Here is an 11,536-nt window from a genome sequence, read left to right on the forward strand (position 1 = left end):
GCCCCCCCCCCCCCCCGGGGGGGGGGGGGGGGCCCCCCGGGGCGGGGGGGGGGGGGGCCCCCACGTTTCCGGGCCGGCCGGACCGGCGGGCGCGTCCGGGGTGCGCCCAGCGGTCCGGCCGGGGCCGGCCGGGTGGTCGGCGGGCACGGGGGAGCCGACCGGCCACCCGGGGTCTTCGGGTGGTACTGCTACCCGCTGGTGGTGCGGGTGGTGCTGGTACCGCGGGTGGTGCTGTTCCGGGTGGGCGCCGAGCCCGGGGGGAGTCGCTCGCCACCCACCCGGAGTTCTGGGGGTTACCTCGCGGCCGACTGTTCGTCGTCGGACCGGTCGGACTTGCTCGGGTGGACGTCCTGGGTGGCGGGGGCGGTCGGTACGGGCGCGACGGTCACGCCGGTCCTGCCGCCCGGCCTGGCACCGGTGCCGCCCGTGTCGTCGCCGTTGCCACCGCCGGTTCTGCTTCCGTTGCCGCCGCCGTTCCGGCCGCCGTCGGTGTTCCCCTTGCCGGCTCCGGCGTTCGCTCCGGAACCGGCACCGGTCCCGGGAGCGGTGCCGGTGCGGGCCGGGTCGCGGTCCGGGGAGGTGGCGCCCTGGTGGTCGCCGTCCCCGTCACCGATCGCGGCCGCGCAGTAGTCCGCCACCCGGTCCGCGCCGCCGGCCGCCGCGACCAGCGGGCCGTACAGCGCCTCGCCGGTCAGCCGGGCCGGGCGCTCGCCCTTGGCCGTACGGTCGGCGAAGCCGGTGCAGAGGCCGAGCAGCGCGGGCGGGACGGCCGACCGGCCACCGCGCCCCTCGGCCGACGGGGTGCCGGGCGTCGCGGGGTCGGACGGGACGACCGCCTGCGGTCCGGCGGAGGCGGTGCCGGACGGACGGGCGGAGCCGGACGCCACGGCACCGAACGGGGCCGCGCCGACGGACGAGCCGGCGGCCGCCGGGCCCGACGCGGAGCCGGTGGCCGCGCCCTGGCCCGAGAGCCTGCGCTCCGGCGCGGACGGACCGCCGCCCAGCGCGGACGGCAGGTTGCCGGTGCCGGCGGCGACGGCCACACCGCACAGCGCGGTGGTGCCGAGCACGACGGCGGTGGCCTTCGTGCTGAAGGCCCTGGCCAGCGCGGCGGTTGCCATCGGTCGTCTCCGGACGGGGGTCGGTGTCGGTTCGGGCGCGAGACTCGCCTTCCGGAACGCGGCCAGGGCGGCCTCCTCCCCGGCCAGTTCCTCGGCCGTCGCGGGGGCGGCGGCCGCGGCGAGCACCCGGGCGAGCTGCCCGGGACCGCCGTCCGGTCCGGTGAGCGAGGCGTCCTGCCCGGCCGACGGGCCGCCCACGGCACCGCCGAGCAGCTGCTCGGCGGCATCACGGTCGATCCGACGGGATCGGTTGGTGCTCATCTCATGTCCTTCAGCGTCGCGGCCCGGTGTTCTGTCACACCCTGCGGAGAACTTTTTTTCGCGGGTTTCCCCGCGGGTCGCCCGGCGGCCTCTCCCACGCTCACTCCGGCGGCGTCTCCGCAGGCACCGGGGCCCGGTCCGCCCCCGGTTCCGGCCGCCGCTGCGCCGCCCCGGGCGGCCGGGATGCCGACCCCGGACCCCAGCGGTTCGACCAGCTTGGCCAGCCGCCGCAACCCCCGGTGGGCGGCCATCCGGACGGTGCCGGCCCGCTTGCCGAGCACCCGGGCGGCGCTCTCCGCGTCCAGTTCCATGACCACCCGGAGCAGCACGGCCTCGGCCTGGTCGCGCGGCAGCCGGGAGATCAGGGCCAGCGCGTCCGCGGTGCCGACCGTGGTCAGCGCCGCCCGCGCGGTGTCGTCGCCCGCCGCCAGCTCGACCAGCTGCTCGAAGGGCAGGTCGGTGACCGGACGGCGGCGGCGGGCGCGCAGGTGGTCGAGGGCCCGGTGGCGGGCGATGGTGGCGGCCCAGCCGCGGAAGCCGTCCCCGTCGCCGGAGAAGCCGTGCAGGTCGCGGGCGATCTGCAGCCAGGTCTCGGAGGCAATGTCCTCGGCGTCCTGCACGTCCTCCGGCCGGCCCCCGACCAGGACCCGCAGGTAGCGCAGGAGGGCCGGCTGGACGGTCCGGAACAGCAGCCGGAACGCCTCCTCGTCCCCGCCCTGCGCGTTCCGGACCGCCTCGGTCAGGTCGGGGGGAACGGGGGCCGGGCCCGGTGGCGGGTCGGCGGGTGGTACTGGTCCGGACCGGCCGACGGGGCTGTCGGTGCCCGCTCCGGGGCGCTCTGCACTCTGCACCCCCCACATGATGCGCCATTCGGGCGACCACTTCGGCGCCGGCCGAAGGACCGGCCCGGCCGGGGCCAACGTCCCGGGGACTGCTGCCGTTCGCCCGCGGCCGGGAGGAGCCCGCCCCGCTTAGGTTGTCGGTAGGCGAAGCAGTCCGGCCGCCGCTGTGCGCCGGACGCCGGGTCCGCCGACGCACCCGGCCCGCCGCCGCGCTCCCGCCGCGACCGATGGCACACGCACGAACCGTGCGGACCCCGGGCGCACGACCCTGCCTGGTTTGAGCCGTCCCTCCGGGGACCAGCACCGACCGGGGGCCGTCGACGACGGGGGCCACCCCCGGCGGCCCGATCAGCGGGACGACCGGGCACCCACGACCGGCCGTACGACCGGCGCAACCGACACGACCGACCGGCACGCACGACCGGCACGCACGAACCCACACGACCGACCGGCAGGGAATGAGCACGATGACGACCGCCCACGAGCTCCACGCGGAGGGCCTGCGCGAGCACCTCGCGCCCGCGCTGCGCGCCCTGGGCCTCGCCGGGTGGCGCCGGACCTTCAGCCTGCCGGACGAGACCCACTGGCTGCTGCTCGGCGTGGTCGAGCGCCCCGCCGCCGACCGGGTGTCCTTCACCTTCGACCTCAGCGTGGTCCGCCGCACCGACTGGACCGTCATGGACCTCCCCGGCCACCGGCCCGATCCGCGCACCCGCTACGGCATCGAGACCTGGCGGGCCCGGATCGGCGAGGTGCTGCCGGTCGGGGAGGACGTCTGGTGGGAGGTGCTGCCCGGGCCGCGACGGTGGCTCCCGCTGGACGACGCCGTCGCCGCCGTCCGCCACTACGGCCTGCCGGAGCTGCGGCGCCGGGCCGGGGCGGACCGCGCCCCGACCGGGGAGACCTACCTCCTGCCCGCCGAACTGGAGGCGGTCAACGCCGCGCTGCTGACCGCCGCGGTGGCCCGGGTGCAGCGGGCCGAGCTGGCCGACAAGGCGCTGGTGCTGACCGGCGCCTGGATCCGGGGCGACCGCGTCGCCCGGACCGTCCTGGACGGCGTCGCCCGGGGCTTCCTGTCCGCCGGGGACGAGCGCTTCGGCACCGTCCGCTGCCTGGACACCCTGGGCCGCGAGCTGTGGGCCTTCCCCGGCGGGGAGTAGCCCGCCGCCGCTCCCCGCCGGGGGCAGGGAACCGCAGGTCGGAGCCGGTGTCACGGCGCGCACCATGACAACTGTCACGCGGATGAGGCAACGGACGGCACTGCTCTGACGGAGGGTCGGACGGAAAGACTGGAGGCACGACGCGGGCAGCGGCCCGCGGCCACCAGTCGGGGAGGAACCACCGTGAGCCAGACCGTCAGCGCCGCCGCCACCAGCACCGCCGCCACCAGCACCGCCGCCGCGGACGCCGCTCACGCCGGGGCGCCCGACCCGCTGGCCTCCGGGCTCCGCCCGCTCGCCCTCGACGTGGCCGCCCCGCTGGCCGGCTACTACCTGCTGCACTCCGCCTTCGGCCTGAGCGAGTTCGCCGCGCTGGCCTGGAGCAGCGCCTTCCCGGCCGCCCGGACCATCCTCGGCCTGCTGGGCGAGCGCAGGCTCAACCTGTGGGCCACCCTGATGCTGACCGTCAACCTGGCGGGCCTGGCGCTGACCTTCGTCACCGGCGACGCCCGGCTGATGATCGCCAAGGACGGCGGACTGAGCGGCACCGTGGCGCTGGCGATCCTGGTCTCCGGTCTGATCGGCCGGTCGGTGATGACCCCGATGCTGATGCCCTTCCTCACCAAGGGCCAGCGGGACCGCACCGCCGCCTGGCATCGCCTGGTCGAGGGCCGGGCGGCCGGCTCGCGGGCCTTCCGCCGCCACGAGCGCCTGTTCGCGGGCGTCTGGGGCACCGCCCTGCTGGCCGAGTGCGTGGCCCGGGTGGTCGGCGCCTTCACCCTGCCGGTGTCGACCATGGCCTGGCTGTCCACCGTCCTGCTGATCGGCGCGATCGTGGCCGGCTCGGTGTTCGGCCGGATCGCGGCCGACCCGATGGAGCGACTGGTCCGCGCCGAGGCCGAGGCCCCGACCGCCGCCTGACCACCCGGTCCGCCCCTCCCCGCCCCGACCACCGGTCCGCCCCTCCCCGCCCCAACCACCGGTCCGCCGCCACCATCCGGGCCGACACCCCCTGAACGGCCGGTTCCGATGGCTCGAACGGCGAGGAACCATCCGGATCTCCCGGGAGTCGTTACATAACGACGGGGTAACGGGACCCCTGACGAGGAAACGGGGAGCCCCATGAACCGGACGACGCACGCGCCGAGCAGGACCGAGGACCGCACGCTCGTCTGGGACGGCTGCCTGAACGTCCGCGACCTGGGCGGGCTGCCCACCACCTCCGGCCAGCCCACCGCCCGCGGCGCGATAGCCCGGGCGGACAACCTGGACCGCCTCACCGCCGAGGGCTGGGACGCCCTCCTCGACCACGGCGTCCGCACCGTGGTCGACCTGCGCAACGCCGAGGAGTACCGGCCGCTCCTCCCGCTCCCCGAGGACGTCGAGCTGCTCCGCGTCCCGCTGGACGAACTGGCCGGCCCCGACTGGTGGGAGGCCCACGGCCGACTGGACGGCACCCCGCTCGCGCTCCGCCCGTACCTGGACCACTGCCCGCACGCCGCCGCCGCGCTAATCTCCGCGATCGCCGGAGCCCACCCCGGCGGCGTGGTCGTGCACTGCGGCGCCGGCCGTGACCGCACCGGCCTGGCCGCCGTACTGCTGCTTGCCCTGGCCGGGGTCGAGCGGGCCTCGATCACCGAGGACTACCTGCTGAGCGGCCCCAACATCCGCCCCCTGTACGGGATGCTGGGCCTGCCGGACCCGTACCGCCGGATCGACGCGGTGCTCGCCGGGGCCGGGACCACCGCCGAGGCCGCCCTGGCCGCCGCGCTCGACGGGTTCGACCCGGTCGGCTACCTGCTCGCGGCGGGCGTCGCGCCCGAGTCGATCGCCGCCGTCCGGGAGCGGCTGCTGCCCGCCGGGTAGCACGGGCCGGCGAGTTCTCCGCGATCATCGTCAACTGATGGTTGACGACCTCCGGGTCGACAACCTACGGTTGACGCATGGAGAATCCCGTTGTTCCCAACACCACTCCGTTGCGCCTCGACGACCTGATCGCCGCGATCAAGAAGGTCCACGTCGACGCGCTCGACCAGCTCTCCGACGCGGTCATCGCCGCCGACCACCTCGGCGACCTCGCCGACCACCTCATCGGCCACTTCGTCGACCAGGCCCGCCGCTCCGGCGCGTCCTGGACCGACATCGGCCGCAGCATGGGCGTCAGCAAGCAGGCCGCCCAGAAGCGCTTCGTCCCCAAGGACCCGGGCACCCCGAACGACCTCGACGTCAGCCAGGGCTTCAGCCGGTTCACGCCCCGGGCCCGCAAAGTCGTGGTGGCCTCGCAGGAGGAGGCCCGCAAGGCGAACAACGCCGAGATCACCGCGGAGCACCTGCTGCTCGGCCTGCTCGCCGAGCCCGAGGGCATCGCGGTCAAGGCGCTCGCCGCCCAGGGCGTCACGCCGCAGGCCGTCCGCACGGCGGCCACCGCCGCGCTGCCGACCGCCGTCGAGCAGACGGTGCCCGCCCTGATCCCGTACGACGCCCAGGGCAAGAAGGTCGTGGAGCTGTCCTTCCGGGAGGCGCTCAAGCTCGGGCACAACTACGTCGGCACCGAGCACATCCTGCTCGCGCTGCTGGAGCTGGAGAACGGCCAGGGCGTGCTGGCCGGGCTGAACGTGGACAAGGCCGAGACGGAGACCTTCGTCGCCGAGACGATCGCCGCCATCATCGCCGCCCGGAACCCGGAGTCCGAGCCCCCGCAGTGAGGCCCGACGCCCTGCTCCGGAGAAAAACCCCGTCCGGAGCAGGGCACTTCGCCCGCGGCCGCCGTGCGGAACGCCCCGGCGCAGGGCGCGCCGGCACGGACCGCCTCCGCTCAGAACCCGGAGACGTGGGTGGTGACGATCCGGACCCGGCCGTCCCCGGTCGGGTCCAGCGCCTCCAGCGCCGCCCGCAGCCGGGCCGAACGGGCCGGGCCGAGCAGTTCCAGGGCGTCCTCGATCGACGCCCAGCGGTAGTCGTCCAGTTCACCGGCCGGGACGGTCACGGGGGTGCCGTCCGGGACGGTGCCGAAGTCGAACATGAAGTGCTGGGCGGGGTGGTCGAGTTCGGCCGAGGCGTGGGTCCAGGAGATGGCCAGCAGCGCGCCGGCCGCCTGGACGATGCCGGTCTCCTCCGTCAGCTCCCGCGCGGCGCACTCGACCGGGCCCTCCCCGAGGTCGATCGTGCCGCCCGGGAACTGCCAGTGCTCGCGGTACCCGGCCTTCACGATCAGGATCCGGCCCGACTCGTCCCGCAGCAGGCAGCCCGCCGCCGCGTAGATCCGGGGCAGGGAGGCCAGCCACTCCTCGCGGGACTTCAGGGGCTCGGCGGTCACGGTGCTCCTCCTGGGCAGGTGGGTTCGGTCGTCCCCACTCTGCCACCCGCTCAGCCACGTGCTCAGCCGCCCGCCCGGCCACCCGCTCAGCCGCCCGACCGATGAGTCGGAGCCGCCCCGGCGGTCCTATCGGTATGGACACCGTGGAGACCACACCGGGCGGCCCCGCACTGACCTGCGACCTGGGCGCGCTCACCGCCCCCGACCTGGCCGTCGTCGACGCGCTCGCCCGGCTGCGGCTGGCCGCCGCCCGGCAGGGGGTCGCCGTGGTGCTGCTGAACGCCGGCGGTCCGCTGCGCGAACTGCTGGCGTTCAGCGGCCTCTCAGCGCTGCTGCCGGGCGCGGCCGACCCGCTGGACCTCGCCGAGCTACTCTTCGGACCCGGCCCCGGCCGCCAGCCGGGGCGGGAGGCCGAAGAGCGGGAAGAGCACGTCGGTGTCCAGGAAGTTGGTGAAGCCGGTGAACCGGCCCCCTGACACCTCCGGGACGATCAGCGCCCACGGCTCGTGCCCGCCGGCCGGGCTCGGCCGGTACTGCCCGAAGGCCGGGCCGCCGTTGGCCGTCACCGGAAGCAGCCGGGACCCGCGGCAGCCGTGCCCGGGGCCCAGCATCCACGCGCGGATCTCGTCCCGCCCGCGCAGCCACATCGCGAACGGCGGCATGTTGAGCGTGACGTCCTCGTGCAGCAGCGCGGCGAGGCCCGCCATGTCGTACGCCTCGAAGGCGCGGACGTAGCGGTCCAGCAGCGCGCGGTGGTCCTCGTCCAGTTCGGGGGCCGGCCCGGCGTCCGGGGCGTCGGCGGCGAGCACCGCCCGGGCACGCTGGAGCGCGCTGTTGACCGAGGCCACCGTGGCGCCGAGCAGTTCGGCCACCTCGGCGGCCTTCCAGCCGAGCACCTCACGCAGGATCAGCACCGCCCGCTGCCGGGGGGCGAGGCGCTGGAGCACGGCGACGAACGCCAGCTTCACCGACTCGCGCTGCGCGGCCACCTCGGCCGGGTCCGCCGTCTCGGGCAGCACCCGGCCGTCCGGCGCCGGGCCGATCCACGTCACCTCCGGCAGCTGGGTGTCGTACGCGGCGGCCACCGTCACCGGGCCCGCCAGGTCCATCGGCCGGGCCCGGCCGTTGCGGCCGTTCAGCGCGTCCAGGCAGACGTTGGTGGCAATCCGGTACAGCCAGGAGCGCAGCGCGGCCCGCCCCTCGAAGCCCTTGTGCCCGCGCCAGGCGCGGACCATCGTCTCCTGCACCGCGTCCTCGGCCTCGAAGACCGAGCCGAGCATGCGGTAGCAGTACCCCGTCAACTCGGTGCGATACCGCTCCAGCTGGAGCTCGACCGGCTCCTCCGTGATCACGTCGGCCATGCTGCGCCCGCCCCCGTCGTCCTGCCGAATGCCCTGGTGAACGGCACGAACCTAGCGCACGCCACTGACAGCCGCCCGGGGGCGATCGGCTCAGTGCTGTCCGTACACCTGGCCCGAGCCGAAGGCGTCGGTCACCAGCTTCCACAGGGTGGGGAACTCCTCGCCGGTGATGCCGGTCGGGTTGAGCCCCACGACCGCGCTGCGGGAGAAGTCCCGGGTGGCGAAGACGCCGGTGGTGTAGCCGGGCCGGGAGCCGTTCTTGCCCCACACCTCGGTGCCGTTCGGCAGCACGGTGCGCAGCAGGCCTGCGGTGCTGTAGCAGGCGTGCCCGGCGGTCGGGCCGATCTCGCAGTTCTTGTTGTGGTCGTTCGGCAGGTCCGGGACGGCGAACACCTCGGCCTGCTGGGCGGGCGGCAGCAGCCGGCCGCGGTAGAGCGCGCCGAAGAAGCGCTCCAGGTCGGCGGCGGAGGAGACCATGCCGCCCTCGCCCCACGGGTACGGGCTCTGCTCGGTGACGTCCACCCGGGCGGTGCTGCCGTCGGCGTTCCGGACGTCCACGTAGCCGGCGGCGTGCGGGCCGCGGATGGTCAGGTCGTCGGCGGCCGGGACGTAGGTGGCGCGCAGGCCCAGCGGGCCGGTGATGCGCCGCCGCACCTGGTCGGCGTAGTCGTCGCCGGTGACCGCCTCGATCACCAGCGCGGCGACGAAGTAGTTGTTGCCGTTGTACTGCTGTGCCGTGCCGGGCGCGAAGTTCTTCGGCTGGGTGAGCATGTCCGCCACCACCTGCCGGGGGCTGAAGTACGTCGCCCGGTGCGCGGCGAACCACGCCGTGCTGCCGTCCCCCGAGGTCATCCCGCCGCCCCCGGGCAGGCCGCTGGTGTGGTTGAGCAACTGCCGCACGGTGACCGGCGGGTAGCCGGCCGGCAGCAGTCCTGGCAGGTACTGCTGGACGGTGCCGTCCAGGTCGACCCGGCCCTCGGCGGCGAGCTGGAGCAGCACGGTGGCGGTGAACACCTTGGTGACGCTGCCGATCCGGAACCGGGCGTTGGCCGGCACGTCCTCCCCCGAGGTGCCGCGCCACCGGGCGGCCGGGCCGTCGACCCGGACCAGCGCGCCGGTGATGTCGGCGGGCAGGGAGCGGAGGATCTCGGCGAGCGCTTCCCGGTCCAGCGGGCCGGGTCGGGTGGTGACGGGCGCGGCGGACGCGGCGGGGTCGGCGGGCGCGGTGGGCGCGGCGGGATCGGCGGACGCGGCGGACGCGGCGGGATCGGTCGAGAGGGTCACGGCGGCGGCCGGGGAGGCTCCTGCGGCCAGGGCCGGGGTCGCGACACCGACCGTGGCGGCGGCGAGCAGTGCGCCGGCCGCCGCGAGGGCGGGCCAACGACCGCTGCGGATACGGGTGTTCATGCGGAGTCCCTCCAACATCGGCCCGACCGGCGGCAGTGGGGACGCCCCGGTGGGCGGCCCGCCGGGTCGGCGGCTCTGACAGGAGAGAGTCTTCGGGGCCGGCCGCGCAACGGCATCCGGGAGCGCCCCCGAACCGCCCCGGAGAACGGCCCTGACCGCACGTCAGGGGCGGGCGGCCGCGATCCGGCCGCCCGCCCCGCGCGCCGCGGCTCAGTGGGCGGAGTGCTTCTCCGCACCGCGGTGCCGGTGCCCCTTGAGCTCGGCGTGCATCGCCGGGGCCGCGTGCATCGTGGTGCCCGGCGCGTTCCGTCCGCCGTGCCGGAAGGCCTCCCCGGTGCCGTACCCGGCGGAGGCGTTGGACATCGCACGGGCGCTCGGCATCGGCGCGAGCCGGGTGGGCGGGCTCGCCATGCCCCGGCGCTCGAGCAGTTCCTGGGTGCCCTGGCGGAGCTTGGCGGTGCTGCCGGGCGTTCGCTTGGTCATCGTCGGCCTCCCTTCGTCGGCCGCCGGCCGGACGGATGCCGACCGGAGGGGCCGCACGGGCGTTATGTCCGGATTTTATCCGGGCTGCGGGTCCGCGCCACCGCGGGAGGGCAACCCGCACGGGGGTGGGGGCAGCGCGGAAGGCCTACGCGGGTCGGCTGCGCAGGGCGCGTCCGCGGTCGCCTCCGCAGGTGGCCTCCGCAGGTGGCCTTCCCGGGTGACCGCCTCAGCCCATGACCTCGTGGACGAAGCACCAGCGCCAGTCCTCCCCCGGCTCGTACGAGCGGATCACCGGGTGGGAGGTGTTGTGGAAGTGCGCGGTGGCGTGCCGCTGCGGGGAGAAGTCGCAGCAGCCGATGTGGCCGCAGTCCAGGCAGATCCGCAGGTGCACCCAGTCCCGGCGGCCCTGCGCCAGGCAGTCGGCGCAGCCGTCGGCGGGCGGCCGGGGCTCGATCTCCTGAGGAGCCAGAGCGAGGTCTTCGCAGGCGCTCATGACTGAAAGGCTATGCCGCCCCGGCGCGGGGCGCCCGCTCAGGACGCTTCCGCCCCCTCGGCGGACGCCGCCCCTCCGGCCGCCACCCCGCCCGCCGCCGCTCCGCCCGCCGCCGCCTCCTGCGCCACCGGCCCCGGCGCCGTCCAACTCGCCAGCAGCGCCAGCTTCTGGGCGGTGGGCGAACCCACCGGGGCGGTGTAGACGACCAGCAGCTGGTCCGGCGAGCCGTTGACACCCAGCGTCTCGTAGCCGAAGTCGAGTTCGCCGACCAGCGGGTGGTTCACCAGCTTGACCCCGTAGGTCTTCTCCCGCACCAGGTGGTCCGCCCAGAGCCGGCCGAACTCCACGCTGCGCAGCGACAGTTCGCCCACCAGAGCGCCCAGCGCGGGATCCTCCGGGTGCAGCCCGGCGTCCCGGCGCAGGAAGGACACGGTCTCGGCGGCGACCGCGTCCCACTGCCGGTAGTACTCCCGGGCGGACGGGTCGAGGAAGGCGTGCCGGGCCTGGTTGGGCAGGCCGTCCGGACCGGCGTCGGAACGCGTGGAGAAACCGTTCACCGCGTCGCCCAGCGCGTTCCAGGCGAGCACGTCCATCCTGCGGCCGAGCACGAAGGCCGGCACCTCGGTCATCAGGTCCAGCAGCAGCCGCGTCCCCGGGCGGACCGGCTGCCGCCCCCGTCCCCTGGTGGTGGAGCCCGCCGGGGCCGCCGGGGCCTTGGGCGGACGGACCAGCGAGCGCAGGTACGCGGCCTCCACGCCGTCGAGCCGCAGCACCCGGGCCACCGCCTCCAGCACGGCGTCCGAGGCGCTGCCGCCCCGGCCCTGCTCCAGCCGGACGTAGTAGTCGACGCTGACGCCCGCGAGCTGCGCCACCTCCTCCCGGCGCAGCCCCTGCACCCGGCGGCGGCCGTGCGAGGGCAGGCCCACCTCCTCCGGCAGGATCCGGGCCCGGCGCGAACGGAGGAAGTCCCCCAGGGTGTTCTCCATGCCCGGCAGGTTAGGCCGTGTCTCGTAATTGATCTTGTGCCGGGTCATTGTTCCTCGGCTCGTAGCCACAGGATCAGCGAGGCGAGGACGACGCCGGCTCGGTAGC

At 75.7% G+C, this 11,536-nt stretch carries 13 protein-coding genes; 5 read left to right on the plus strand and 8 right to left on the minus strand.

All coding sequences use genetic code 11. The features are described from left to right. Nucleotides 1-293: 293 nt before the first annotated feature. Both ACIQI7_RS38425 and ACIQI7_RS38430 read right to left on the minus strand, forming a co-directional pair. Nucleotides 294-1,382 (minus strand): hypothetical protein, encoded by a 1,089-nt coding sequence (locus tag ACIQI7_RS38425; protein WP_401119374.1) that lies wholly within the window; start codon nt 1,380-1,382, stop codon nt 294-296. Next, nucleotides 1,379-2,242, minus strand: coding sequence for an RNA polymerase sigma factor (locus tag ACIQI7_RS38430; RefSeq protein WP_401119377.1), 864 nt, complete (start codon nt 2,240-2,242; stop codon nt 1,379-1,381). The genes ACIQI7_RS38425 and ACIQI7_RS38430 overlap by 4 nt, the downstream gene beginning before the upstream one ends. Before the next feature lie 449 nt (nt 2,243-2,691). Between ACIQI7_RS38430 and ACIQI7_RS38435 the strand changes: the two genes are divergently transcribed. The 4 genes from ACIQI7_RS38435 to ACIQI7_RS38450 all read left to right on the plus strand — a co-directional run bounded on the left by ACIQI7_RS38435 (nt 2,692) and on the right by ACIQI7_RS38450 (nt 6,089). After that, nucleotides 2,692-3,384 (plus strand): hypothetical protein, encoded by a 693-nt coding sequence (locus ACIQI7_RS38435; RefSeq protein ID WP_401119379.1) that lies wholly within the window; start codon nt 2,692-2,694, stop codon nt 3,382-3,384. Nucleotides 3,385-3,567: 183 nt separating this feature from the next. Continuing rightward, the gene (locus tag ACIQI7_RS38440; RefSeq protein WP_401119381.1) at nt 3,568-4,305 is read left to right on the plus strand and encodes a VC0807 family protein; all 738 of its coding nucleotides are present in this window, start codon (nt 3,568-3,570) and stop codon (nt 4,303-4,305) included. Nucleotides 4,306-4,506: 201 nt separating this feature from the next. After that, nucleotides 4,507-5,250, plus strand: coding sequence for a tyrosine-protein phosphatase (locus tag ACIQI7_RS38445; RefSeq protein WP_401119384.1), 744 nt, complete (start codon nt 4,507-4,509; stop codon nt 5,248-5,250). A 77-nt stretch (nt 5,251-5,327) separates the two neighbouring features. Next, nucleotides 5,328-6,089: a Clp protease N-terminal domain-containing protein gene (locus tag ACIQI7_RS38450; RefSeq protein ID WP_387752670.1), complete on the plus strand. Its 762-nt coding sequence runs from the start codon at nt 5,328-5,330 to the stop codon at nt 6,087-6,089. A gap of 110 nt (nt 6,090-6,199) precedes the next feature. Here the strand turns inward: ACIQI7_RS38450 and ACIQI7_RS38455 are convergent, their stop codons facing one another. After that, the gene (locus tag ACIQI7_RS38455) at nt 6,200-6,700 is read right to left on the minus strand and encodes an NUDIX domain-containing protein (protein ID WP_387752667.1); all 501 of its coding nucleotides are present in this window, start codon (nt 6,698-6,700) and stop codon (nt 6,200-6,202) included. A gap of 134 nt (nt 6,701-6,834) precedes the next feature. Here ACIQI7_RS38455 and ACIQI7_RS38460 point away from each other — a divergent pair, with 134 nt between their 5' ends. After that, nucleotides 6,835-7,176: an STAS domain-containing protein gene (locus ACIQI7_RS38460; protein WP_401119388.1), complete on the plus strand. Its 342-nt coding sequence runs from the start codon at nt 6,835-6,837 to the stop codon at nt 7,174-7,176. Here ACIQI7_RS38460 and ACIQI7_RS38465 read toward each other — a convergent pair. The 5 genes from ACIQI7_RS38465 to ACIQI7_RS38485 form a co-directional block, all read right to left on the minus strand. Next, nucleotides 7,069-8,061 (minus strand): sigma-70 family RNA polymerase sigma factor, encoded by a 993-nt coding sequence (locus ACIQI7_RS38465; protein WP_401119391.1) that lies wholly within the window; start codon nt 8,059-8,061, stop codon nt 7,069-7,071. The two genes, ACIQI7_RS38460 and ACIQI7_RS38465, sit on opposite strands and share 108 nt — an antisense overlap. A 90-nt stretch (nt 8,062-8,151) precedes the next feature. Next, nucleotides 8,152-9,468, minus strand: coding sequence for a serine hydrolase domain-containing protein (locus ACIQI7_RS38470; RefSeq protein ID WP_401119394.1), 1,317 nt, complete (start codon nt 9,466-9,468; stop codon nt 8,152-8,154). A gap of 210 nt (nt 9,469-9,678) precedes the next feature. Next, the gene (locus ACIQI7_RS38475; protein WP_401119396.1) at nt 9,679-9,951 is read right to left on the minus strand and encodes a hypothetical protein; all 273 of its coding nucleotides are present in this window, start codon (nt 9,949-9,951) and stop codon (nt 9,679-9,681) included. Between the two features lie 226 nt (nt 9,952-10,177). Next, a complete protein-coding gene (locus tag ACIQI7_RS38480; RefSeq protein ID WP_387752657.1) occupies nt 10,178-10,444 on the minus strand; it encodes a UBP-type zinc finger domain-containing protein in 267 nt (88 codons plus the stop codon). Nucleotides 10,445-10,482: 38 nt separating this feature from the next. Continuing rightward, complete coding sequence (locus tag ACIQI7_RS38485) at nt 10,483-11,430, minus strand: helix-turn-helix transcriptional regulator (protein WP_401119398.1); 948 nt, start codon at nt 11,428-11,430, stop codon at nt 10,483-10,485. Nucleotides 11,431-11,536 lie beyond the last annotated feature (106 nt).

Source organism: Kitasatospora sp. NPDC092039 (assembly GCF_044756065.1).
GTDB lineage: Bacteria > Actinomycetota > Actinomycetes > Streptomycetales > Streptomycetaceae > Kitasatospora.